General features: G+C 67.6%; 14 protein-coding genes. 4 read left to right on the top strand and 10 right to left on the bottom strand.

Features of this window, described 5'->3' with window-relative positions; genetic code table 11:
* Positions 1-83 precede the first annotated feature (83 nt).
* From NQ038_RS12075 to NQ038_RS12065, 3 genes are all read right to left on the bottom strand, one after another.
* Complete coding sequence (locus tag NQ038_RS12075) at positions 84-2,381, bottom strand: glycosyltransferase family 39 protein (protein WP_257062673.1); 2,298 nt, start codon at positions 2,379-2,381, stop codon at positions 84-86.
* 1 nt (position 2,382) lies between these two features.
* Positions 2,383-3,732: a glycosyltransferase gene (locus tag NQ038_RS12070; RefSeq protein ID WP_257062672.1), complete on the bottom strand. Its 1,350-nt coding sequence runs from the start codon at positions 3,730-3,732 to the stop codon at positions 2,383-2,385.
* Positions 3,733-3,854: 122 nt separating this feature from the next.
* Complete coding sequence (locus NQ038_RS12065; RefSeq protein ID WP_257062671.1) at positions 3,855-5,849, bottom strand: glycosyltransferase family 39 protein; 1,995 nt, start codon at positions 5,847-5,849, stop codon at positions 3,855-3,857.
* Positions 5,850-5,948: 99 nt separating this feature from the next.
* On the opposite strand from NQ038_RS12065, the gene NQ038_RS12060 reads away from it, so the two are divergent.
* On the top strand, positions 5,949-6,656 hold the full coding sequence (locus tag NQ038_RS12060; RefSeq protein WP_257062669.1) for a DUF1707 domain-containing protein: 708 nt from the start codon (positions 5,949-5,951) through the stop codon (positions 6,654-6,656).
* A gap of 70 nt (positions 6,657-6,726) precedes the next feature.
* Positions 6,727-7,752 carry an ATP-dependent 6-phosphofructokinase gene (locus NQ038_RS12055; protein ID WP_257048630.1) on the top strand — a complete coding sequence of 342 codons (1,026 nt, stop codon included), beginning with the start codon at positions 6,727-6,729 and terminating at the stop codon, positions 7,750-7,752.
* A gap of 38 nt (positions 7,753-7,790) precedes the next feature.
* On the opposite strand, the gene NQ038_RS12050 is transcribed toward NQ038_RS12055, so the two are convergent.
* The 3 genes from NQ038_RS12050 to rpoB form a co-directional block, all read right to left on the bottom strand.
* Entirely contained in the window at positions 7,791-8,837 is a 1,047-nt protein-coding gene (locus NQ038_RS12050) for a hypothetical protein (protein WP_257062668.1), read from the bottom strand.
* Positions 8,838-9,105: 268 nt separating this feature from the next.
* Complete coding sequence (locus NQ038_RS12045; protein WP_257062667.1) at positions 9,106-12,984, bottom strand: DNA-directed RNA polymerase subunit beta'; 3,879 nt, start codon at positions 12,982-12,984, stop codon at positions 9,106-9,108.
* 72 nt (positions 12,985-13,056) lie between these two features.
* Positions 13,057-16,542 carry a DNA-directed RNA polymerase subunit beta gene (gene rpoB, locus NQ038_RS12040; RefSeq protein ID WP_257062666.1) on the bottom strand — a complete coding sequence of 1,162 codons (3,486 nt, stop codon included), beginning with the start codon at positions 16,540-16,542 and terminating at the stop codon, positions 13,057-13,059.
* Positions 16,543-17,491: 949 nt separating this feature from the next.
* Between rpoB and NQ038_RS12035 the strand changes: the two genes are divergently transcribed.
* The gene (locus NQ038_RS12035) at positions 17,492-20,638 is read left to right on the top strand and encodes a hypothetical protein (protein ID WP_257062665.1); all 3,147 of its coding nucleotides are present in this window, start codon (positions 17,492-17,494) and stop codon (positions 20,636-20,638) included.
* Between the two features lie 9 nt (positions 20,639-20,647).
* Entirely contained in the window at positions 20,648-21,400 is a 753-nt protein-coding gene (locus NQ038_RS12030) for an MBL fold metallo-hydrolase (RefSeq protein WP_257062664.1), read from the top strand.
* A 200-nt stretch (positions 21,401-21,600) separates the two neighbouring features.
* Here the strand turns inward: NQ038_RS12030 and rplL are convergent, their stop codons facing one another.
* The 4 genes from rplL to NQ038_RS12010 form a co-directional block, all read right to left on the bottom strand.
* Positions 21,601-21,984 carry a 50S ribosomal protein L7/L12 gene (gene rplL / locus NQ038_RS12025; protein WP_257048528.1) on the bottom strand — a complete coding sequence of 128 codons (384 nt, stop codon included), beginning with the start codon at positions 21,982-21,984 and terminating at the stop codon, positions 21,601-21,603.
* A 57-nt stretch (positions 21,985-22,041) separates the two neighbouring features.
* Entirely contained in the window at positions 22,042-22,569 is a 528-nt protein-coding gene (rplJ, locus tag NQ038_RS12020) for a 50S ribosomal protein L10 (RefSeq protein WP_257048527.1), read from the bottom strand.
* 254 nt (positions 22,570-22,823) lie between these two features.
* On the bottom strand, positions 22,824-23,957 hold the full coding sequence (locus tag NQ038_RS12015; protein WP_257062663.1) for a CPBP family intramembrane glutamic endopeptidase: 1,134 nt from the start codon (positions 23,955-23,957) through the stop codon (positions 22,824-22,826).
* 2 nt (positions 23,958-23,959) lie between these two features.
* Positions 23,960-25,045 carry an Ldh family oxidoreductase gene (locus NQ038_RS12010; protein ID WP_257059512.1) on the bottom strand — a complete coding sequence of 362 codons (1,086 nt, stop codon included), beginning with the start codon at positions 25,043-25,045 and terminating at the stop codon, positions 23,960-23,962.
* Between the last annotated feature and the right edge of the window lie 108 nt (positions 25,046-25,153).

The following is a 25,153-nucleotide window of genomic DNA, read 5'->3' as shown; positions in this document are numbered from 1 at the left end:
CCAGGCCTCTCTTATGCGGCTCGCCCGGCGCCTGATTCCGCTCCCTGCGGCCGAAGTCCCGGCAGGGGCGCCCAACGTGCTTCTCAATTCCCGCCGAGGTCGTAGACGGTCGTGCCGTCGACGGTCTGCGCGGTGTAGTTCTGTTCGACCCACTCGGCGATCCGGGCGGCGGAGTCGTCCTGGTCCGCCAGATTGCTCGCGGCGATGTAGTAGTGGATCCTCCCCTGCGCCACGTACTCCTGGAAGCCGGCCAGCGTGGGCGAGGGGTCGGTGCCGTTGTATCCGCCTATCGCCATCACCGGCTGCCCGGTGGACAGTTGATAGCCCGAGGCGTTGTTGGAGCCGATGATGGCCGCCATCCACGTGTAGTCCCCGGCGTCCTGGGCCAGGAACTCGCTCAGCTCGGTACTGGGCTCGCTGCCCGTGAGCAGACCGCCCATGCCGCCCATCCCGCCGGATGGTGAGCCCTGTGCCGTCCCATCAGCGGACGGTGAGGCGGCCGACTGCGAGCCGGTCTGCTGGCCGCCCAGGCCCGGCCCGCTCTGGCCACCGCCCATCCCGCCGGTTCCGGCAACCTGCACCAAAGACCCCGTGGCCGAGGCGTTGACCGTGTTGACTGTCAACACGGCCGGCACGCTCAGCCCGGCCACCAGTCCGGCCACCAGTGCCACGGCGGCCAGGCTCCGGCCCAGCCCGCGCGAGATACCGGGCAGGCCCCGCACGATCAGCACCACGCCCGCCAGCAGGCCGGCGCCCAGGACCGTCCAGCGCAGCCAGGCGGGCACGCCGGACACCGAGGCCGACAGCCAGAAGGCATAGGCCCCGGTCCCGGCTGCGCCGACCGCCAGCACCGGGTGGGTCCAGATGCGCCGATGTGCCAGCAGGACCGGCACGGCCAGTGCGATACACGCGGCGATGGCCGGGCTCAACACCACCGTGTAGTACTCGTGGACGATGCCATTCATATTGCTCAGGACCAGCCAGGTGACCAGCAACCACCCACCCCAGGCCACGAGCGCAGTCCAACCGGCGGCGAGCGCGGTGGGGGTCACCGGTCCGCCACGGCGTCCAGCGGCCGAGGTCTTCGCCGGGACAGTCAGGGCCTGCGCGTCGAAAGCTGCCCGGGTCGTGGTGCCAACGGGGACCTCGGCCAGGGCCTGTTTCCTCGCGGCCCGGCCGATTGAGACCAGGCTGGCGGCCAGCGCGCAGACGGACAGGAGTGCGATGGGCAGGAGCCAGGAGCCCTGCAGGGCGAAGGAACCGCTGAGCAAGCGGCTCCAGCCGGTCTCCCCGAAGTTCCCACCCGGTCCCACACTGCCGGTCTCGTCACCGGTCAGACGGCCCAGGCCGTTGTAGCCGAAGGTCAATTCGAGGAAGGAGTTGTTCTGCGAGCCGCCCACATAGGGGCGTTTGTCCTCGGGCAGGAGTTCGATCAGGGCGACCCACCAGCCTGCGGATACCAGCATGGTGGTGACTGGCCAGGCCAGTAGTCCCAGGCGGCGGGTCCAACCCGGCCGGATGACACGCGGCAGCAGGGAGACGCCCAGCAGCCAGGCTGCGACCAGGCCGGGGACGATGAAGAGGACTTGGAACTGCTTGGTCAGGAAGCCGAAGCCCAGGGCCACGCCGGCCAGGGCCAACCACCCGGCGGGGTGAGGCCCGCCGGTGGAGGCCCTGCGACCGAGCCGTCGACCGACGCGCCCAGCGCATGTGTCCTGGGCTGTGCGGCCGCTCAGGGACCGCACGGCCTGCTGCGTGCACAGCACCGCGGCGGCCATCAACGCGATCAACATGGCGTCGGGGTTGTTGAACCGGAACATGAGGGCCGCCACCGGGGTCAGGGCGAAGATCGCGCCCGCGGCCAGGCCCGCCCAGCGGGATGCGGTGGCGCCGACGAGCCCCTCCAGGCCGATCCGCACTGACCGGCCCAGCATGAGCACGACCAGTCCCGCCAACACCACCTGGGGTGCGAGCATCTGCACACTGCCCAGGCCGAACAGGCGCACGCTGAGCTCCATCAACCACAGCGCGGCCGGGGGTTTGTCCACGGTGATCGCGTTCGCCGCGTCGGAGGATCCGAAGAGGAACGCCTCCCAGTTCTGACTGCCGGCCTGGACCGCTGCAGCGTAGAAACTGTTGGCCCAGCCATTGGCCTTCAGGTTGCACAGGTAACCGCCCATAGTGCCCAGGGTCAGCAGGGCCAGCAGCAGTCCGTACCAGTGGCCGCGGCACCACGTCCCGAGGCCCGTCCGGTGTGCCCGTGCGACCGGTGTCCGCGACTCGGGACCGTGGTCCGCGCCCGGGGCGCGATCGGTCCTGTGTACCCGATCGCGCCCCAGATAGGCCCTAACCAGGTGCAGGGCGGGAGTCGTGTGTGTCATCTCAGTGTTCCTTCGGCTGTGTCGTCGAGTCGCCCTCCGAGCGGGACGCGTAATGGGACGCGGTGCGGGGGCGGGAGGCTCGCCGCTGTGTGTCGGCGAAGACCCAGAGGCGCTGCAGCGCGAAGCGCAGCACAGTCGCGCCCACATTGGCCACGGTCACCGCCACCAGCACCGCCACGGTGGGCAGCCCGGTCGTCATCTGGATCGCGGCCGAGGTCAACAGCCAGCACAGGGCGAATACGGCCAGGCCCTTGAGGTGGTGGGCCAGCTTGCCGCGGGGATTGCGCGCGGCGAAGGTGTGCCGACGGTTGAGCGCGGTGTTGAGCACCGCCGAAGCCAACAGTGCGGTGAAGTTGGCCAGGTTGACGTCCAGGAACATCCCCAGCAGCAGGAAGCCCAGCGAGTACGTCACGGTGGACACGATGCCCACGTCCACGAAGTGCATGATCTGGGCACCGAGGTTCGGCACGGCGGCCGGCCGACCGACCTCGGCGGAGATCCGCTCCAGCGGGATCGCCGAGCGCCGCAGGTCCCGGCGCATCCGGGCCATCCCCTTGAGGTCCTCGAACGCGGTGGCGACCACGTCCACGGACGAGTCGGGGTCATCGGTCCAGTCCGCGGAGAATTCGTGGATCCGCAGGCCCGCCCACTGGGCCAAGGTCAGGACCTCGGTGTCGAAGAACCAGTTGACGTCGCTCACATGGGGCAGGAGCGCATCGGCGGCCCTGCGGCTGAGCGCCTTGAACCCGCACTGCGCATCGGAATACCCCACGTCCAGGCCCAGCTTGAGCAGCCGGTTGTAGCAGCGGGAGATGACTTCACGTTTGGGGCCGCGCACCACATTGGAATCCGGCAACAACCGCGAGGCGATCGCCACGTCCGCGGTCCCCGAGGCCAGCACCTGAACCATGGGATCGAGCAGGCGGATGTCGGTGGCCAGGTCGACGTCCGTATAGGCGACGACATCGGCCCGCGAGGCGCTCCACACCTGGTTCAGCGCCCGGCCGCGCCCTTTCCGGTCAAGTCGGACGTAACGCACGCGCTGCTGCAGCCGCGCCAGGTCCTCGCCGATCCGGCCGGTCCGGTCGGTACTGGCGTTGTCGGCGATGACGATGGTGACGTCATTCGCCGATTCCGCGGTCAGACCCAACAGGGTGTAGACCGTGTCCGCCAGCTGGGCCTGTTCGTTGTACACGGGCACGACCAGGTCCACCGTGGTCCGACTCCCCCGTCTGCCGGGGGCCGGCACAGGGCCGCTCGTGAACTGTGGATCGTCATCGCCGTCTGCCAGGGCGTTCAGGGTCTGGGGCGCATCCGCATAGCCGGTCTGCATGCTGTTCGTCGTGTCCATGTTCTCATCACACTCCGGGCGGATATGGCGGTCATTGGCTGAAACTGTGGCCTCGCTTTGAGCCTGCGGAAACCCCGCGGGCCGGGCGCCCACAGCCCCCGCGCGCCGGCCCCGGTCGTCGCTCACGACTTCGCCTGGGTCAGGTCGTAGACGGTCGAGCCGCCCACGGTCGTCGAGGAGTAGTTGTCCGCGACCCACGCGGCGATCTCGTCATTGCCCCCGCCGGGCCCGCCGCCCTGGCCGCCGGAGATGTAATAGGCGATTTCGCCATCGGCCACCAACTGCTTGAACTCATCGAGCGTGGGGAAGGAATCGGAGCCGTTCCACCCGCCGATGTCGAGCACCTCGGTGTCCGAGGAGATCATCAACTCCGCTGCGCTGGTCGCCCCGGACATGGCGGCCGAATACGTAGTGGTGGTCTGCTGCAGCAGGTCGACCAGCTCGCTCTGGCTCTGCCCGCCCGCGCCGCCGGGGCCGCCGCCCATCCCACCTCCCATACCGCCGCCCGTGCCGGTTCCGGCCACGGCCGGGCCGGATGCGGGGATGGAACCCGTGTACGCATTGCCGACCGAGGCCAGGGACCAGGCTGCGGTGCCGCCGGCGCCGAACACGAGTGCTGCGGTCAGCACCACCGCGCCGATGTGTTTGAATCCCGCTATCCGCAACTGGTCGAGTCCAACCGTGATCGCAATGGCCGCGAGCAGGGAACCGATCAGCAGGACCCAGCGCAGCCAGGGCAGCCAGGTGGCGCCGTTGACCGCCAGCAGATAGTAGGCGCTCGCCCCGCCGGCGGCTACAGCCGCACCCAGGCCCGCGCGGTACCAGAAGGCGCGGGAGCCTCGACCGCCGGCGGCCGCATGGTGCCCGTGCGAGGCCTCGCCGCCGGCTGTGGCGGAGGCGCGGTCGTCGTCCTGGATTCGGGCCAGGACCGCCTGTGCGCCGACCGCGGTCAGTCCCGCGATGGCCGGGGCCAGGACCACTACGTAGTAGGGGTGGATGGTGCCCTCCATATAGCTGAAGACCCCCACCGTGACCAGCAGCCAGCCACCCCAGACGATGAGCGCGGCCCGGCTGGGGTCGGTGCGCACGGCCCGGCGGGTGGCGATGAGGCCTGCGACCAGCAGGATGACCGCGGTGGGCAGCAGCCAGGCGATCTCCGGGCCGAAGCCCGTGTTGAACAGGCGCAGGATGCCAGTGGAGCCGCCGAAGCCGGTGTTCGAGCCGCCCAATCCCAGGGAGAACAGTTTCGTGACCAGGTTGCCGTCGGAGGACTGCCCGCCCATGCCTCCACCGCCGTTGCCCGAACCGCCGAAGATCCGCCCCAGCCCGTTGTAGCCGAAGACCAACTCCCAGAAGTCGTTGCCCTCGGTGCCGGCCATATAGGGGCGTTCATCGGCGGGCCAGGCGTAGAACACGCCGGCATAGGCCACCACCGGCACGATGAGGCCCGCCACGCCCACGGCCAGACCACGGAGCCGGCGCAGCCACCCACCCGGTGCGGCGATGAGGAAGGCCAGGCCCAGAGCCGGCAGCGTCATGAAGCCCTGCAGCATCTTCGTCAGGAAGGCCAGACCGATGATCAGGCCACAGCCCAGCATCCACCAGTCGGCCCGCCGCGGCGATTGGATGGCACGGACCGTCAGATAGGCGGCCAGGGTCAGACACAGGGTCAGCATCGCGTCGGGGTTGTCGAACCGGAACATCATGACGGCCACGGGGCTCAGCGTCATGAGCAGCCCCGCCAACAGGCCCCAGGCCCGCCCGCTGGTGCGCGCGACCGTGCAGTAGACCAGCCAGACCGTGGCCACGCCCATCACCGCCTGTGGGAACAGCACGGTGAAGGATGAGAACCCGAAGATCCGGGCGAACAGGGCGGGTATCCAGTAGGCCGCCGGTGGCTTGTCCACGGTGATCCCATTGGCCGCATCGAGTGAGCCGAACAGCAGCGCGGTCCAGTCCTGGGAACCCGCGCGCACCACCGCGGCGTAGAAGGCATTGCCGTAGCCGGAGACCGTGAGATTCCACAGGTACACGAGTGCGGCCAGCAGCAGCATCGCCACGACACCGAGGTTCAGCCACAGTTTCTTCGTCTCTATCGTCTTCTTGCCTATCGTCATGGGATCAGGGTCCCGGCCGCGGCGAGGCCCGGTGTGTGTCCAGCCTGTGCCGCGTCTGTGAACCTGTGAACTGGGCGGACGTGTCGTAGGCTGGAACACGTGGATGAACAGACTCCGGCCGAAGAACCCGCACACCGGGCCCCGCGGGTACGCGCGGCCGACAGCGACCGCGATGCGGTGCTCAATGTGCTGGCGCTGGCCCACGCCGCGGGCCGGTTGGACGTCGGAGAACTCGACGAACGCCAAACCGGGGCGATGCGGGCGAAGTACATCGACGAACTCCCCGCCCTGTTGGCCGACCTCCCGGAGGGGCGTGAGTTGCACGCCCGGTACACGGCGCAGACGGCCGGCGGGGGCCTCGGCGCCGGGCACGGCCTGCAGGTGCCGGGGACCGGCCACACACCGGCCACCTCGGGTGAGAACAACCTGCCCGTGCTGCCGGGGGCCGGGCGCGCCCGCAACCAGGTCGACATCCTCAGCGGCGGCGATCTGGAGCTCGAGGCGGGCACCCCGGAGCTCAGCGATTACGCGCTGATGGGTGGGTCGAACATCCACCTGCGCCAGGTCATGGGCCCCGGCGTGCTGCTGACCCTCAACCTGTACTCACTCATGGGCGGGCACGACATCTTCGTCCCGGCCGGGGTGCGCGTGGTCGACGAGACGATCAACATCATGGCCGGCAACACCATCCGCAAGTCGGCGCAGGGCGATGGCTCCCAGGGCACTCTGGTGCTCAAGGGATTCTCGGTCATGGCCGGCCACACCGTGAAGCTCGAACCCGAGGACAAGCGCCGGCTCACGCGCTGAGCCGGGCACCGACCCAATCGCCGGCCGGAACCGTCGGCCGAGGCTCAGGAGGAGCAATATGAGCACACCCATGAACATCGGCATCATGACATCCGGGGGCGACGGGCCGGGGCTCAACGCCGTGATCCGCGGCGCCGTGCGCAAGGGCGTAAGAGCCCACGGACACTCCTTCATGGGGCTGCGCGACGGATGGCGCGGGCTGCTCGAGGACGACATGTTCGAACTCGACACACATGCGGTGCGCGGCATCTCCGGACGCGGCGGCACCATCCTGGGGACCTCGCGCACTCATCCGTACTCCGGCGGGGGGCCGGCGCGGATGCGGCAGGTGATGGACGAACGCGGACTGGACGCGGTCATCGCTATCGGTGGCGAGGGCACCCTGGCGGGGGCGGCGCGCCTGGCCGACGATGAGGGTCTGCCCGTGGTGGGGGTGCCCAAGACGATCGACAACGACTTGGGCGGGACCGACTACACCTTCGGCTTCGACACGGCCGCGGCCATCGCCACGCACGCGATCGATTCCCTGCGCACCACCGCGGAATCACACCACCGCTGCATGGTGATCGAGGTGATGGGCCGCAATGTCGGGTGGATCGCGCTCAATGCCGGAATGGCAGGCGGCGCGCACGCGGTCCTGATCCCCGAGTTCCCCGTGTCCTATGCGCAGATCTACGAATGGGTGCGTTCGGCCAAGGACCGGGGGCGCGCCCCGATCGTGGTCGTGGCGGAGGGCTTCGTGCCCGAGGACGTGGACTCCCAGGTGTCCGAGGCCGGCTTGGACAAGCACGGCCGGGTGCGCCTGGGCGGGGTCGCGAACCACCTGGCACCGCTGATCGAGGAGGCCACCGGTATCGAGACGCGTTCGATGATCCTGGGCCACCTGCAGCGCGGGGGCGCGCCGACCGGCTATGACAGGGTGCTGGCCACCCGTCTGGGCCTGGCGGCGGTGGATCTGGCCACCGAGCACCGCTGGGGTGAGATGGCCTCGCTGCGCGGGATCGACATCGCGCATGTGCGCATGGCCGATGCCGTCAAGGAGCTCAAACGCGTTCCGCGCAGCCGGTGGGATGAGTTGCAGGTGTTGTTGGGGTGAGGCGGCCCACAACACGTGGTTCGCACACGAACACGCGGCTATAGACGCGTGTTTCCGTAGGAACGACGTGTTCCACGGGGCCCCAGCACAATTCTGGCTTGGCGCATCCGTTTTCTGAAACGCGCCGGGTCGATGATGTCGGCCCACATCAGCCGGTGGACCTCGTAGCCCAGTGCCTGTAGCGCGTACTGCCTGCGCTTTTCGGCCTCCAGCGGGTCCTCGCCGTCCCTCCGGTAGCCGCCCTGGGCGATGGTCTTGTACTTCGCCGCGCCATCGGTCTCCAGGATCTTGTCGTCGTCGAGCAGGAAGTCCACGCGCGCGATGAAGCGCCCGTGCTCATCGTAGATCTCCACCTGCTGCCGCAACCGGGGCAGGCTACCCGACTCGGCGAATCGAACCACCGTCAGGCTCTCCGCCGGGCTCTCCGCCAACCCGGTCGCCCAGGCCAGGCACCTCGCCAGCCTCGCACTGCGTGCAAAACGCCCATCCGCCTCGACCATGCCCAACAGGACACCGCGCATGGAGTCCGGGTCCGCAGCGGTTCGGATGACGTGGTCGAGGGCGATCACCCCCGCCTCCACCGAGACATCCGACGCCATTTCGAGTGCTGCCCGAGCCGCGGTCGCCACCGCCAGGCCCTGCCACAGTCCGACGGAACCCTCCGGCACACTGCGCTTGCGGCGCCGACACACCACCTGCGTCTCGGATCGTCCGGGGTTGCTCACCATCACCTTGGTCAGGCGCATCGGCAGGATCGGGACACAGCGGATCAGCGCAGCCGACTCATGGCTGACCACATCCGTGGTCCGTATCCCCGGAGCCACCGTGATCAGACCCATATGGGCCAACCGCCAGAAACGCGCCGCCCGCCCAGTGTTCGTTCCGTCTTCCCGGAGGCTGCGCGCCAGCGTTACGGATTCCTCATCATCGATCAGGCCGACGAACTCCGGATGGACCCGGCACGGATAGAGGACCGTGTAGATGCCCCTGGACTGTCGCAACAGGCAACAGGACTGGGCTGTGTGGAGTACCTCGGGGCGGATCCCCAGTGCGCTGGCCTGAGCGCTCGTGAACGTGTTGAACATGGCACAGAGCCTGGCGCCGTACCCATGCGCCGTCCACCCCCGTGGGGTCCCCTGTGGAACACGTGTGCCGGTCCACAGGCCCACGACGCACCGGTCGTGCGCGCGTCCACAGGCCCCGACACAGCCGACACGTGGTTTCCCCGCGAACACGGCACTATAAAGACGTGTTTCCGGGGAAACCGCGTGTCCGGGCGTCCCGACAGGTGAATATGCACAGGGGCCGCACACCCGATGGGTGTGCGGCCCCTGACCTCAGCGGATCAGACGATCACATATCGTCCATACCGTCGAAGTCGTAGTCCTCCAGCGGAATGGTCGCGCCATCGCCCATGCCGGCGTAGATGGAGCTGAACTCGGCCGAGTACAGTTCCTGCTTCGCCTCATCGGTCGGCTCGACGATCTGATCGCGGAACCGGTGCATACCCGTACCGGCCGGGATCAGCTTACCGAGGATGACGTTCTCCTTCAGGCCCAGCAGCGGATCGGACTTGCCCTCCATCGCGGCCTCGGTCAGAACGCGCGTCGTCTCCTGGAACGACGCGGCGGACAGCCACGACTCGGTGGCCAGCGAGGCCTTCGTGATGCCCATCAGCTCATCACGTGCGGAGGCGGCGTTACCGCCCTCGGCCACCACCCGGCGGTTCTCAGCCAGGTAGCGTCCGCGGTCGACCAGTTCGCCCGGCAACAGGTTGGTGTCGCCGGACTCGATCACGGTCACACGGCGCAGCATCTGCCGCACGATGACCTCGATGTGCTTGTCGTGGATGCCCACGCCCTGCGAGCGGTACACCTTCTGCACTTCGTTGACCAGGAACTGCTCGGCCTTGCGGCGACCCAGGATGCGCAGCACCTGCTTCGGATCCACAGCACCCTCGGTCAGCTGCTCGCCGGCCTTGATGTGCTGGCCCTCCTGGACCTTCAGGCGGGCGCGGCGACCGACTGCGTGCTCGATCTCCTCGCCGCCGTCGTCCGGGGTGACGATGACGAAACGGGTCTTGCGGGTGTCGTCGATCTTCACGCGGCCTGCGGCCTCGGCGATCGGGGCGAAGCCCTTCGGGGTCCGGGCCTCGAACAGCTCGGCCACGCGGGGCAGACCCTGCGTGATGTCGCCGCCGGAACCGGCCTCCGCCACACCACCGGTGTGGAAGGTGCGCATCGTCAGCTGGGTGCCGGGCTCGCCGATCGACTGGGCCGCGACCGTGCCGATCGCCTCGCCGATGTCCACCAGCTTGCCGGTGGCCATCGAACGGCCGTAGTGCTGCGCGGAGATGGCCACGTCCGAATCGGCGGTCAGCACCGAGTGGACCTTGACCTCGCGGACACCGGCTGCGACCAGTGCTGCGATCTCCGCCGTGCCGAGCTCGTGCTTGGCGGGAACCACCACATTGCCGTCGGCGCCCACGATGTCGGACACCGCGATGCGGCCCAGCACGCTGGTCTCCACGTACTCGTGGGGAACCAGATTGCCATCTGCATCCTCCTGCGCGACCGGCAGGGTGATGCCCTTCTTGTCCTGGGTCTCCTCCTCGCGCACGATGACGTCCTGCGACACGTCGACCAGACGACGGGTCAGGTAGCCCGAGTCGGCGGTACGCAGAGCCGTATCGGCCAGACCCTTGCGGGCGCCGTGGCTGGCGATGAAGTACTCGAGGACGGACAGGCCCTCGCGGTAGTTCGACTTGATGGGACGCGGGATGATCTCACCACGGGGGTTCGTCACCAGTCCGCGCATACCCGCCAGCTGGCGGACCTGCGTCCAGTTACCGGAGGCGCCGGACTCCACCAGACGGAACACGGAGTTCTCCCGGGGGAAGTTCTCCTCCATCGCCTTACCGATCTTGTTGGTGGTGTCACCCCAGATCCGGATCAGCTCCGCACGACGCTCCTCATCGGTCAGTGCGCCGATGTCGAAGTTATCCTGCACTTCGGCGGCCTGTGCCTCGGCCTCCTCCAGCAGGGCGTCCTTCGACGCCGGGGACACGACCTCGGACATCGCGACGGTCAGGCCCGAACGGGTCGCCCAGTAGAAACCGGCGGCCTTGAAGTTGTCCAAGGTGTCGGCGACGATGATCTTCTCGTAGGCGTCGGCCAGGTGGTTGACGATCCCGGACAGGGTCTTCTTGTCCACCGTGCGGTTGACGAACGGGTAATCTGCCGGCAGCGTCTCGTTGAACAGCGCGCGGCCCAGGGTCGTCTCGAGGACGAGCGGATCGCCTGCGGTCCAGCCCTCGGGCACCTCGGTGCCCTCCGGCGGGACGATGCCGCCCAGACGGATCTTGGCGATCGCGCCCAGGTCCAGTTCCCCGCGGTCGAAGGCCATCTGGGCCTCGGCGATGCCGGTGAACTCCCGACCGATACCGGGCACGTCGTCCCGGTCGCTGGTCAGGTGGAACAGGCCGATGATCATGTCCTGCGAGGGCATGGTCACGGGCTTGCCGTCCGAGGGCTTCAGAATGTTGTTCGCCGAGAGCATCAGGATGCGGGCCTCGGCCTGGGCCTCGGGCGACAGCGGCAGGTGCACTGCCATCTGGTCACCGTCGAAGTCGGCGTTGAACGCCGAGCAGACCAGCGGGTGGATCTTGATGGCCTTGCCCTCGACCAGCTTGGGTTCGAAGGCCTGGATGCCCAGACGGTGCAGCGTGGGCGCCCGGTTGAGCAGCACGGGGTGTTCCGTGATGACCTCTTCGAGCACGTCCCACACCTGCGGGTTCTGGCGTTCCACCATCCGCTTGGCCGACTTGATGTTCTGCGCGTGGTTCAGATCGACCAGGCGCTTCATCACGAACGGCTTGAACAGCTCCAGCGCCATGGTCTTGGGCAGACCGCACTGGTGCAGCTTCAGGGTCGGGCCCACGACGATGACCGAACGGCCCGAGTAGTCCACGCGCTTGCCCAGCAGGTTCTGACGGAAGCGGCCCTGCTTGCCCTTGAGCATATCGGACAGCGACTTCAGCGGGCGGTTGCCCGGACCCGTGACGGGACGACCGCGGCGGCCGTTGTCGAACAGCGAGTCCACGGCCTCCTGCAGCATCCGCTTCTCGTTGTTCACGATGATCTCGGGAGCACCGAGGTCCAGCAGACGCTTCAGTCGGTTGTTGCGGTTGATGACGCGGCGGTACAGATCGTTCAGGTCCGAGGTGGCGAAGCGGCCACCGTCGAGCTGGACCATCGGGCGCAGTTCCGGCGGGATCACCGGGACGGCGTCGAGCACCATGCCCTCGGGCTTGTTGTCCGTGGTCAGGAAGGCGTTGACGACCTTCAGACGCTTCAGGGCGCGGGTCTTGCGCTGGCCCTTGCCGGTCTTGATCAGTTCGCGCAGCATCTCGGCTTCGGCCTCGAGGTCGAACTCCTGCAGGCGCTTCTGGATCGCCTCGGCGCCCATCGAGCCGGAGAAGTAGATGCCGAAGCGGGCGACCATGTCGCGGTAGAGCTGCTCATCGCCCTCGAGGTCGTTGACCTTGAGGTTCTTGAAGCGGTCCCAGACCTTCTCGAGACGGTCGATGTCGCGATCCGCGTGCTTGCGCAGATTGCCCATCTCCTTCTCCGCGGCCGTGGCCAGCTTGGTGCGCTGGGGCTTGGTGGCCCCCTCGGCCTCGAGGGCCTTGAGGTCCTCTTCCAGCTTCTTCGCGCGGCGATCGATGTCGACGTCGCGCCGGTTCTCGATCTGCTTCTTCTCCACGTCGACCTGGTTCTGCAGGGTCGGCAGATCACGGTGGCGCGAATCCTCGTCCACCGAGGTGATCATGTACGCGGCGAAGTAGATGACCTTCTCCAGGTCCTTCGGCGCCAGGTCCAGCAGGTAGCCCAGCCGGGACGGAACACCCTTGAAGTACCAGATGTGGGTCACGGGGGCGGCCAGTTCGATGTGGCCCATGCGCTCACGGCGCACCTTGGCACGGGTGACCTCGACACCGCAGCGTTCGCACACAATGCCCTTGAAGCGCACGCGCTTGTACTTGCCGCAGTAGCACTCCCAGTCGCGAGTCGGTCCGAAGATCTTCTCGCAGAACAGGCCGTCCTTCTCCGGCTTCAGGGTGCGGTAGTTGATGGTCTCGGGCTTCTTGACCTCGCCGTGCGACCAGCGGCGGATGTCCTCACCGCTGGCCAGGCCGATGCGCAGTTCATCAAAGAAATTGACGTCAGGCACGTAAATCCTCTTTCTCGTTGACGCGGTTCGCACCGCGCCGGAATTCCCTCGTAGTGTTCAGACTTCTTTGAATCAGACTTCTTCGACCGTGTTGGCCTCGGGGCGGGACAGGTTGATGCCCAGCTCCTCTGCCGCACGGAAGACCTCGTCGTCGGAGTCGCGCATCTCGACGGACATGCCGTCCGCGGACAGCACCTCCACGTCCAGGCACAGCGACTGCATTTCCTTGATGAGCACCTTGAAGGATTCCGGAATGCCCGGATCCGGCAGGTTTTCGCCCTTGACGATCGCCTCGTAGACCTTCACACGACCGGGAATGTCATCGGACTTGATCGTCAGGAGCTCCTGCAGCGTGTACGCCGCACCGTAGGCCTCGAGGGCCCACACTTCCATTTCGCCGAAGCGCTGGCCGCCGAACTGCGCCTTACCACCCAGCGGCTGCTGCGTGATCATCGAGTACGGGCCGGTCGAACGCGCGTGGATCTTGTCGTCGACCAGGTGGTGCAGCTTCAGCATGTACATGTAGCCCACGGAGATGGGGTACGGGAACGGTTCGCCGGAACGGCCGTCGAACAGCCGGGTGCGACCGGTCGAATCGATCATCCGGTTGCCGTCGCGATCCGGGTTGACCACGTCGAGCATGTTCGACAGTTCTTCCCAGTGGGCGCCGTCGAACACGGGGGTCGCGACATTGGTGCCGGGCGCCGCATCGCGATCGAAGTCGCGCTCCAGCAGTTCCTTGGCCCAGTCGGGGTTGCCCTCGATCTTCCAGCCCTGGCTGGCGATCCACCCCAGGTGGATCTCCATGACCTGGCCGATGTTCATACGACGCGGCATGCCGTGCGGATTCAGGATGACGTCCACCGGGGTGCCGTCGGCCATGAACGGCATGTCCTCGATCGGCAGGATGTTCGAGATGACACCCTTGTTGCCGTGACGACCGGCCATCTTGTCGCCCACCGTGATCTTACGGCGCTGGGCGATGTAGACGCGGACCATCTGGTTCACGCCGGGGGACAGCTCATCGTCGTCGTCGCGGTCGAAGACCTTGACGGCGATGACGGTGCCGTACTGGCCGTGCGGCACCTTGAGCGAGGTGTCACGGACTTCGCGGGACTTCTCGCCGAAGATGGCGCGCAGCAGGCGCTCCTCCGGGGTCAGCTCGGTTTCGCCCTTCGGGGTGACCTTGCCGACCAGGATGTCGCCGTCGGTGACCTCGGCGCCAATGCGGATGATGCCCCGCTCGTCCAGGTCCGCCAGAGCGTCCGGGGAGATGTTCGGGATGTCCCGGGTGATCTCCTCCGCGCCCAGCTTGGTGTCGCGGGCGTCCACTTCGTGTTCTTCGATGTGGATCGAGGACAGCACGTCGTCCTGCACCATGCGCTGGCTCAGGATGATAGCGTCCTCGTAGTTGTAGCCCTCCCACGACATGACAGCGACGAGCAGGTTCTTGCCCAGCGCCATTTCACCGCCGTCGGTGGCAGGGCCGTCGCCCAGCACCGCGCCGACCTCGACGCGGTCGCCCTCGTCGACGGTGATCCGCTGGTTGTACGAGGTGCCGTGGTTCGAACGGCGGAACTTCTCGGCCTTGTACAGGGAGGTGGTGCCGTCGTCGTTCATCACGCTGACGTAGTCGGCGGCGACCTCGGTCACGACACCGGCCTTCTTGGCGACGATGACGTCGCCGGCATCCACCGCGGCGCGGTATTCCATGCCGGTACCCACGTACGGGGCCTGGCTCATCACCAGCGGCACGGCCTGGCGCTGCATGTTCGCACCCATCAGAGCGCGGTTGGCGTCGTCGTGTTCCAGGAACGGAATCAGGGCGGTACCCACCGACACCATCTGGCGCGGGGAGACGTCCATGTAGTCGATCTCCGCAGCCGGGATCAGTTCGGCCTCACCGCCGCCGCCCTTGGGGCGGGCCAGCACGGTGGACTCCGTGAAGCGGCTGTCATCGTTCAGCGGGGCATTGGCCTGGGCGATGTTGAACTCGAGTTCGTCATCGGCCGTCAGGTATTCGGTGTTGTCGGTGACGACACCGTCGACCACCTTGCGGTACGGGGTCTCGATGAAGCCGAAGGGGTTGATGCGGGCGAACGAGGCCAGCGAACCGATCAGACCGATGTTCGGGCCCTCAGGCGATTCGATCGGGCACATACGGCCGTAGTGCGACGGGTGGACGTCACGGACCTCCATGCCGGCGCGGTCGCGGGACAGACCGCCGGGGCCCAGCGCGGACAGGCGGCGCTTGTGCGTCAGCCCGGCCAGCGGGTTGTTCTGGTCCATGAACTGCGACAGCTGGCTGGTGCCGAAGAACTCCTTGATCGCGGCCACGACGGGCCGGATGTTGATCAGGGTCTGCGGCGTGATCGCCTCGACGTCCTGGGTCGTCATGCGTTCGCGCACGACGCGCTCCATGCGCGACAGGCCGGTCCGGACCTGGTTCTCGATCAGTTCGCCCACAGCGCGGATGCGGCGGTTGCCGAAGTGGTCGATGTCGTCGAGCGCCACACGCAGTTCGATCGGCTCCCCATCGCGGTTCCCCGGCATCGTCTCGACGCCCGCGTGCAGGCTGACGATGTAGCGGATGGTCGCGACGATGTCGTCGACGCTGAGCACCGATTCGCTCAGCGGAGCGTCGATGCCCAGCTTGCGGTTGACCTTGTAGCGGCCGACCTTGGCCAGATCGTAGCGCTTGTGGTTGAAGTACAGGTTGCGCAGCAGGTTCTCCGCGGCCTCCACCGTGGCGGGCTCCGCCGGGCGCAGCTTGCGGTAGATGTCCAGCAGGGCCTCTTCCCGCGTCTGGACGGTGTCCTTGGCCAGCGTTTCGCGGATCGATTCGAAGTCGCCGAATTCTTCGAGGATCTTCGATTCGGTCCACCCCAGGGCCTTGAGCAGCACGGTGACCGACTGCTTGCGCTTGCGGTCCAGGCGCACACCCACCTGGTCGCGCTTGTCGATCTCGAATTCCAGCCACGCACCGCGGCTGGGGATGATCTTCGCGGAGTAGATGTCCTTGTCGCTGGTCTTGTCGGCGGCCTTCTCGAAGTAGGCGCCGGGCGAACGGACGAGCTGCGAGACAACGACGCGCTCGGTTCCGTTGATGACGAAGGTGCCCTGATCGGTCATCAGGGGGAAGTCGCCCATGAAAACGGTCTGCGACTTGATTTCACCGGTGTTGTTGTTCATGAATTCGGCGGTCACGTAGAGCGGCGCCGAATAGGTGATGTCACGCTCCTTGCAATCGTCGATCGAGTACTTGGGCGTTTCGAAGCGGTGTTCGCGGAACGACAGCGACATGGAGCCGGAGAAGTCCTCGATCGGGGAGATCTCTTCGAAGATGTCTTCCAACCCGGACGTCGTCGCGACCGAATCATCGTCGTTCTCGATCGCTTCTGCGACCCGGTCCTGCCAGCGCTCGTTACCGATCAGCCAGTCGAAGCTGTCAGTCTGGAGGCCCAGCAGGTTGGGGACTTCAAGCGCCTCTTCGATCTTGGCGAAGGAGATGCGCTTGGGCGGATTAGCGGTCCTGGTGTGTACGTTGGCGGCGGCCATTGGATCCTTCCACGTGGTTGTCTCTGCCGTCGTTGCCATCGATACAACCGGGCGAACCGTCCACGTGAACCCGAGCACCGACAAGTGCTACAGTGCATGTGGCTGGACCGGTCGACACGGTCCGGAAGAGGGGTCGATGAAGACCCGACAGCCCAAACCATGCGGTATGGGGCCCACCGCTATATGAAGGCACCACGAACGACAGCAACGCAAATGTCAAATATACAGGGTGCCGTCAACTATTGCAAGGCCTTCACGAGCAATCCGCCTGGATCTGTGGTAGGGTTTCGCCTTTTCGCCGTTCCTCCTGACACACTGCCGAGGGTTCCGCACAGCCATAACCGCGAGCGACTGGCGGTCCGTCACCTGTGGATACTGAACCCGCACCCGACCGTGCGTACCGATTTCTGTGGATTGCGGGGATTTCGGGTGTACTCCGGGTAGGGACCGGTACGGTGGAGCTAATCGGACACCCGTCCAGGAGTGTCCGCCCGATTCCCCGGGAGGACCGGCCTTGAACACCAGCGACGCCTTCGTCTTCGCGATCGGCCTGACACTGCTGTCGATCTGTCTCCTCGCACTCATGGCCGCGATCACCCCTGTCCTCACCGCCATGCGCACCGGCGCGCCGCGCGGACCCTTGCCCGCTGGGCCGCACCGCCGGGGAGGGACCGCCCCGGCCGGTGGTCGGGCGAGCGCCGTGCCGCCCTATGGGCCGCTCCCGCCCGGACCCCGCCCCGGCCCGGGAGTCCCGATCGGCGCCCGGCCGGGTTCGGGGCCGACGCCCCCGCCCCGGCCCACCGGACCGCCGGCCGGCCCCAGTGCCCTCCAGGTGGCCCGTCCCTACGGGCCGTATGGGCCGGCTGTGCCTCTCCCCCAGGCGCCGGGCTCCGGTGGGTACCACCCCGTTCACCCCTCCGGCCCTCCCGGATCCCCGTACCCCGCCCGGGTGACTCGCTCGGTACTGTATCCGAACCTCCTGCTGGGCTTGGCCTGCGTCTTCGTCATCACCTCGGCCCTGATCTTCGCGAGCATCGCCGACAGCGCGCTCGTGGGGGCCTCGTGCATATGGTTCGTCGCCCTCCTGTCCTATGTCCTGGGGCTCGTGCTCTACACCCGAACCCGCAGGCTGCACCCGGTTGGCATCGCACTGACCGGCCTGGGCCTGGTCCTGGTACCGATCGCAGGTGCTCTGCTGGGCGGAATGGACCTGGTCGCCGGCCGTATCGCCTGGTTCATCTCGTCCCTGGCGGGTCTGGCCTGCTATGTGTTGGCCGCCTACCTGCTGCGCTCGGCCCTGGTCACCTGGTTCGCGGCCCTGTTCAGCGTCTCCTTGGTGCTCTCGGCGGTGTCGCTGACCGGCACGGACTCCGTTTTCTGGTACCTGTGTGCCGTGGTCGCGATCGGCACGGCCTTCGCGGTGGCCGCCCGACTCCTAACGCCTCGGCTCCCCCGCCGCTTCATCCTGCCGCACCTCGTACTGGGCCAGTTCCTCGCGCCGTTCGCTCTGCTGATGGCACTTGTCGTGCCCTTCGATATGACACTCTGGCGCTGGACCATTCTGCTGAGCACCGTGGGACTGCACTATCTGGTCGCGGCCTGGTGCCTGGGCGGGCGAGCGCGGTTGGCCCTGGCACTCGTGCTGCTCAGCGGAGCCCTGATGGCGGCGGCCGCGGCGCTGGTGCTGACCCCTGCGGGCAGCGGTGACCAGGGACTGACCGCGGCCGGCGCCGCCTGTCTGACTGGCACCGTTCTGGCCTGCGGATTCTGGCTCGGCGCGCTGCTGAGCCGGTCGAAACCGTTCCCCGTGCTCTTCGGCCCGGGCATTGCCGTCTTGGCCGTCGCACAGCTGGTCGGCGGCTGGACCCCCGCCACCGGCGAGGCTCCCCACATCGCGACCGGCATCATCGCCGGCGATGCCGCCGCGACCGCGCTGCTGTTCCTCCTGGCCTGGCGCAGGGATCTGCCCGTGGCTAGCTGCCTGGCAGCGACCGCCGGGGCGCTCACCGCCCTGACCCTGGCGGCCCACCTGGCCGGTGCCGAGGAGGCCGGGGCGTACACGGATTCCGAGCAGCTCGGCCTGCTCGCACTGGCCTGCGGACTGTGCGCCGTCTGCGCCGTCGACATTCTGCTCGCCTGGTTACTCGGCGGTTCGGACCGAGGCGGACGCAGGTCGCGGACACGCCCGCGGCAACAAGCCGCTTCGGCCCTGGTGACCCCATGGAACGCCTTCTGGCTGATGCTCCCCTTGCCCGCTCTGGTCGGACTCGATGCGCGCCTGGTCGGTTCCGCCGTCCTCGTCGTCCTGTTCCTGGGCCTGTTGGCCCTGAGCTACCCGCTGCGCAACGCCTGCCTGACGCTGGCCGGCGTCCCCGTGCTCACCGCCGCAGCACTCTGCCTGTACGCGGGAATCGACGAAATGGACGTATCGCGGGCCTGGGCGACGGCGGCCGGGCACAGCGTGTTCATCGCGGGGATGATGCTGACCGGTGGCGGGCTTGCGCTGTTCCACCTCGCCCTGCTGCGCCGGTCCAAAACCTCCGAGGCCCGCACCGCGGTCGTCGCCCAGGGGCTCTACGCCCTTGCGTTCCTGTTCGTGCCCACCTTCGGTGGAATGCGGGACGAACCATGGTCGACCGGAGTTGTCGGCCTGGTCACCGCACTTGTCCTGGTCGGGCAGGGCTGTCTGTTGTTCGTCCAGACCCGGTTCGTCCAATCCTGGTTCATCCGGTCCCGCCCACCACGGCCCGCTGGGGCACCCGGGATGTCCGTGGTCAGCCTGGTGTTCACCGCGGCGCTGGCGCTCCTCGTGTTCTGCCAGACGATCCCCGTCTGGAGTTCGGGAGCGCTCCCCCTGACCGTGCCGTCCCTCGTCCTGGTCGGCGCCGCCGCGACCTGGCTGGCCTTCACCCGCTGGCAGTACTCGTTCGTCATCACCACGGTCTGCACGTTCCTGCTGGCCCAGGTCGTGCTGCGCACTGTGATCGACGACGGCGTGCTCCTGGTCATCGCGGCGGCCTGGTTCACCTGGGCACTGGCGTATGCCTGCTATTGGGTTCTGCAGCGCCGCGGTAGCCGGTGGATCACTCCTCTGTCCTGTGCCTTCGCGGCGACCCTACTGGCGATCCTGGCCACTCCGTTCCTCGATACGACGGTCCCCTGGCTGCATTCGCCGAGCCAGCTGCTCACCGGCGTGTCGATGGCGATTCCAGCACTCATGCTGGCATTGCTGACCGCCCGCGTCCGCAACCGTGTGGTCCGGCTGGTGGTGCCGGAGCTGGCAACCTACGTCGGGGCCATGGGCCTGGCCATTGCGGCCCATGGCATCGTGGCGACGCAGGCGGTGGTCGGTGCTCACGTCCTGCTCATCGCTGCCTGGGTCTGGGCATTCCTCGCGCGGCGCCGAGGCGACGAGGCCGCTTATATCGAGATCCGGCTGGTCCTGCCGATGGCTCTGCTCACCCTGTTCGGTGTGGCCGCCGGACTGCTGGTGGGCGGCTGGTATGCCGTCCTGTTCCTCGTCGACCATGTCGCCCTGTTGATCCTGGGCGCCATGCGGACCAAACCATGGGCACTGTGGTGGGGTCTGGTGGCTTCGGTGGCCGCGGTCGTCTGGTTCCTGCGCGATCTGGTCTGGCTGGCACTCATCGTGCTGGCGCTCGTCCTCATCGGCGTGGTCATCTGGTTGCTGATCCGCGGCGGTTCTCAGGCACCGCGGCAGCGCGGCGGCGCGGGCTTCGGCACCCCCGCACCACCGGGGCGTCCTGCACGGCCGACCCCGACACCCCACTACGCCCCTGCGCCACCGCTGCGGATGCCACCGCCCGGCCCTCTGGCCCCGCAGCGGCCGGCGCCACCACGGCAGGCGCCGCCACAGCAGGGTGCGCCGCGGTATCCCGTTCCCGGACCGGGTCCGGCTCCCCAACCGGATCCGCGGTCGCCCGCCCGTCCTGGGCCCGCGGCCACACCGCGCCCGACGACCTCGCACGGCCCAGTGCCCCAACGCCCCCCGCTACCCCCACAGCCGGGCGGCGCACCACCGCGGGGACGGGCAGGGGAACCGGACGAACGGGCGGATCGGAACCGGGGCGATTAGGCTGGAGGGGTGGCAGAGATCTACAGTTTCACCTCCGACCCCGTCGCCCTCAACTCCTATCTGGTGGTGGGTGAGGAGCGCGCCCTCGTCATCGACACCGGCTCCGGTCCGGCCCAGGCTACTGGAATCCTGCGCGCGTTCCGGACAGTGACGGGTCTGCCCCTGTGCGTGGTCAATACCCACGACCACTGGGACCATTTCTTCGGCAATGCCACATGCAAGGCCTGGGGAATCGACACCTTCTACGGCGCTGCCGGTTTCCTACGCGAAAGCCAGGCCAGCGCCTGGGTGCAATTCGAGAATGTCCCACTGAGCGCGGAACCCGATCTACCGTCGGATCCCGGAAACCTCATCGTACCTGCGACCGAACTGGCTGCCCAGGATTCCATCGACCTGGGCGGCGGCACGGTGGTCGAGACACTCGAATTGGCCGGACACACCGAGAGCGACCTGGTCCTGCGCGTCGACGACGTCGTCTTCACCGGTGATCTGGTCGAAGAGGGCCAGCCCCCGCAGTTCGGCGATGACGCGACTCCCGCCCGTTGGGCCCAGGCCCTGCGCCGGATCCTCCTGTTCGAAGGGGTCACGGCATATCTACCCGGCCACGGGAATCCCGTGGACCGGCGCTTCGTGCAGGCCCAGGCCGCCGATGTTGCCGGCCTGGCCGCAGACCACACCGCGGTCGTGCCGGCCCGCAACTCCGCGGGTTCGTCCGCCACCGGGCAGAGTGCAGCGCCAGTGGGACTCGTGCGCATCCGCTGACAGCCGCCCCCACTCGGCGGGCCCTCCCCCACCCGAAGGGCCTTCCCCACCCCATGGAGTTTCCCCCACCCGGCGGAACCCCACAGTGGAGCCCACAGAAACAGTTCGACCCCCGATCGTGAATACGATCGGGGGTCGAACGGAGCAACCAACCGGTCAGACCGCGGGAGCAGAGCTCCCCGCGATGCGACCGGACGTCATCACTTCAGGGTGACGGTGGCGCCGGCGCCTTCCAGCTTTTCCTTGGCAGCGTCAGCAGCGGCCTTGTCAACGCCTTCCAGGACGGCCTTGGGAGCGGAGTCAACGAGCTCCTTGGCTTCCTTCAGACCCAGCGAGGTCAGGGCGCGGACCTCCTTGATGACACCGACCTTCTTCTCGCCGGCGGATTCGAGGACGACGTCGAATTCGGTCTTTTCCTCGGCGGCTTCACCGGCAGCGCCGGGAGCAGCGGCGACGACGGCGGCGGCCGGAGCAGCAGCCTCAACGTCGAACTCTTCTTCGAACTTCTTGACGAAGTCGCTCAGTTCGATGAGGGTCAGTTCCTTGAAAGCCTCAATGAGCTCTTCGGGGGTGAGCTTAGCCATGGTGGCTTAGTCCTTCCGTATGTGGCCGCAGATGCGACCGGGGTGATTGGGTGAAACTCAGGCGGCCTCGGCACCCTCGCGCTTTTCGCGCAGGGCGTCGATCGTGCGAACGTTCTTGACCAGCGGTGCCTGGGCAACGCGGGCGACCTTGGCGTAGGTGGCCTTGACGGCACCGGCAGCTTTGGACAGCAGAACTTCGCGGGATTCGAGGTCGGCGAGCTTCGTGATGTCATCAGCCGTGAGCGTGGAGCCGTCGAAGCTACCACCCTTGATCACGAGCTGCTGATTCGCCTTGGCAAAGTCACGCAGTGCCTTGGCAGCGTCCGGAACTTCACCGGTCACGAAGGCGATGGCGGTCGGCCCATTGAGCTGATCGTCCAGGCCTTCGACTCCGGCTTCCTTGGCCGCAATCTTGGCAAGCGTATTCTTTACCACGGCGTAGGTTGCGTTCCCACCCAGAGAGACGCGCAGCTCTTTCATCTGCGCGACGGTGAGACCGCGGTACTCGGTCAGCACGGCTGCGGAGGAACCCGCGAAGAGCTCCTTGATTTCCGCAATAGCTGCTGCCTTGTCAGGCCTCGCCATGGTATTCCTTTCATCGATTGGATGCGCCCTCAACACCAAAAAAGCGCTCCGCGCACATGCACGGAACGCTTACGTCTTCACGTAGAAAGTCCTATACACCTGCGCAGGTCACTCATTCGAGATCTTCTTCCGGGGCCCCGCCTCACGGCGATTCCCCGAAGACCAGCGGTCTTGGGCCTCATTAAGCATACGGGGCCGAGGCCTCGGCCCGCAAGCGGGTACCGGTCACCTTCCCGGTGACCTTGGTCACCCGGTTACCTCTCCAGCCGGACGCGGCCGAACTGGCCGGCCGCCACAAGGACCAGGATCACCACGGCACACACGATCCAGCCGGCGGCGCCCAGGGGCGAGACCAGCGCGGGGTCGGACTGCGCGCCGGCGGCGGAGAACAGCATGTACAGGCCGGCCGCGGCGTTCAGGGTGCCGTGGGCGAAGACCGCCGGCCACACGGAGCGCGAACGCAGGCGCAGCCAGCCGAACAGCACTCCCCAGGCCATACAGCCGACGACCATCAACAGCACACCGGTGACGTCGGTACGGCCGAAGTTATAGCCCAGCAGGATCACCGGCGCATGCCACAGGCCCCAAACCGCACCGGTGACCAGGAGCGCCGCCCAGGTTCCGGCAGCGCCCTGGCCCCAGCGCCCACGCAGGGCCGGCAGCAGGAAACCGCGCCAACCCAGCTCCTCTCCCAGGGTCAGCACCGCGTTGACGGTGGCGCCGGCCGCCGGAATGATGAGCAGCTGGGAGAGCACACCGGTCCACACGACCGAATCCATCGCCTCGGCCGGGATGGTATTCGCCGGCAGCTGCCCGACCAGGGTTTCGCGGTAGCCCGAGAGCCCGAGCGGATCCAGCTGCAGCCAGCCGCAGGCGGCCGCCACCAGCACCGAACCCGCCACGAGGGTTCCCGGGCCCAGGACGGCGGCCAGGCAGCACACCACGAACCTGCGCCAGCTGCCGGTGCGCAGCGAGCCCAGCGGCCACATCCCCAGGAAGCGGATGCGGGCCAGGCGCTTACCGTGGAAGCCACGGCGGAACACCGCGAACACCACCAGGACCGCCGCGACGGGGGCGTACATCATCAGCGGGATCAACACCCCCGCCAGGGGACTGCGGAGCCCGTCGCCGATCCACAGGGGCAGGGCGACGAGCCAGGCCAGGCCGCAGGCCGCCACGACGAACACCACGATCGGCGGCCATCCGACAGAGGAGCGCACGGGCTCTCGGGAGCGGGTCAGCTCGGCCGCACGGCGCGCCGACATCCGACCCGGCGGCACCGCGTGGTCCGGCGCAGCGTGGTCCGACATCCGACCCGGCGGCACCACGCAGCCTGCGGGCCCAACGGTATCCCCCGCGGGCGCGCGCACCTCCCTGGACCCCGGCATGGTCAGGCCTGCTCCTCCAGCGTGAACTCGGCGTCCAGCTCAGTGGCCAGGCCGCGCAGCTGCTCGACGAGTTTGTCCGCCAGCGGAATGCCCAACTCGCTGCGTTCTGCACGGGTGTCGAAGTCCCGATCGCCCATCGCCTGCACCGGCAGGTCCGGGTCGACCGGTTCCATCCCCCGGATCGTATTGCGCAGGGTGCGGACGTACTCGTAGGTCTCCTCGCGCGAACCCACCAGATCGGGGTCGATCGCCAGGAAGAAGTAGCCGATCGACTGGTAGCCCTCGACATTGCCCGGCTGGTCGGAGCCGGACAGCGCGGCGGAGAGCACCTGGACCATCGTCGCCAGACCCGAGCCCTTCTGCCCGCCGCCGAAGAAGGTCTCCCCGCCCAGCGGCAGCAGCCCGATCGAGTCGTTGTCGGAGTACTCCATCTGCTCATAGGCCGCCGTCGAGTCCGTGATGACCCGACCGTCCTCCGACTGCACCCAGGCCGCCGGCAGCTCCTCGCCCTTGAGGCCGTAGACCTTCACCTTGTTCAGCGGCACCACCGAGGTCGCCATGTCCAGCAGCAGCGGGTTCTCGCCCGGCACCGGAACGGCGAAGGCGATCGGGTTGGTGCCCATCAGGGGCCGTTTGGCCCGGTGCGGAATCTGCAGGGCATTGGCCGTGGAGCACATGGATACGCCGATCAGGCCCGCGTCCGCCGCCATCCGCGCATAGTAGCCCGCCGCACCGTAGTGGTTGGACTGTTTGACCGAACCGATGCCGACACCGAACTTCTGCGCCGCTTCGATCGCCTTGCTCATCGCCAGGTGCCCGGCGGTGTGACCGAACCCGCGGTGGCTGTCGATCAGCGCGACTGCGCCGGTCTCCCGGACGACTTCGGGGGCCACATCGGGCACCAGCACGCCGGCCTGGACCTCGTGGACATAGTAGGACAGCATCGAGATGCCGTGGGAATCGACGCCCATCAGATCGGTGTCGTACATGATGGTCGTGCAGATCTCCCGCGTCGCATCGTCGGCGCCCATGCCGGCCATGATGGAGGAGATCTGATCGCGAACACTCTGTGGTTTGAATCTCATCATGGCTCCACCCTATCGGGCCGCAGCACAGGATGCCGCGCGGGAACGGAGAATGAGAAAGTCCGGGGATGACAAAGGCCGGGGCCGCGGCGGGTGAGTAGTTCACTCACC

The organism is Brevibacterium sp. 50QC2O2 (assembly GCF_024580675.1).
Classification (GTDB): Bacteria; Actinomycetota; Actinomycetes; order Actinomycetales; family Brevibacteriaceae; genus Brevibacterium; species Brevibacterium moorei.
Note: the sequence above shows the minus strand (reverse complement) of the source record. Positions and strands in the feature narration are given on the sequence as shown.

What these genes read in the sequence shown, in the direction of transcription:
- rplL (WP_257048528.1), bottom strand. Translation starts at nt 21,984, where the DNA reads ATGGCTAAGCTCACCCCCGAAGAGCTCATTGAGGCTTTCAAGGAACTG.
- NQ038_RS12010 (WP_257059512.1), bottom strand. Translation starts at nt 25,045, where the DNA reads ATGATGAGATTCAAACCACAGAGTGTTCGCGATCAGATCTCCTCCATC.
- NQ038_RS12050 (WP_257062668.1), bottom strand. Translation starts at nt 8,837, where the DNA reads ATGTTCAACACGTTCACGAGCGCTCAGGCCAGCGCACTGGGGATCCGC.
- rpoB (WP_257062666.1), bottom strand. Translation starts at nt 16,542, where the DNA reads ATGGCCGCCGCCAACGTACACACCAGGACCGCTAATCCGCCCAAGCGC.
- NQ038_RS12075 (WP_257062673.1), bottom strand. Translation starts at nt 2,381, where the DNA reads ATGACACACACGACTCCCGCCCTGCACCTGGTTAGGGCCTATCTGGGG.
- NQ038_RS12055 (WP_257048630.1), top strand. Translation starts at nt 6,727, where the DNA reads ATGAACATCGGCATCATGACATCCGGGGGCGACGGGCCGGGGCTCAAC.
- NQ038_RS12070 (WP_257062672.1), bottom strand. Translation starts at nt 3,732, where the DNA reads ATGGACACGACGAACAGCATGCAGACCGGCTATGCGGATGCGCCCCAG.
- NQ038_RS12015 (WP_257062663.1), bottom strand. Translation starts at nt 23,957, where the DNA reads ATGCCGGGGTCCAGGGAGGTGCGCGCGCCCGCGGGGGATACCGTTGGG.
- NQ038_RS12065 (WP_257062671.1), bottom strand. Translation starts at nt 5,849, where the DNA reads ATGACGATAGGCAAGAAGACGATAGAGACGAAGAAACTGTGGCTGAAC.
- rplJ (WP_257048527.1), bottom strand. Translation starts at nt 22,569, where the DNA reads ATGGCGAGGCCTGACAAGGCAGCAGCTATTGCGGAAATCAAGGAGCTC.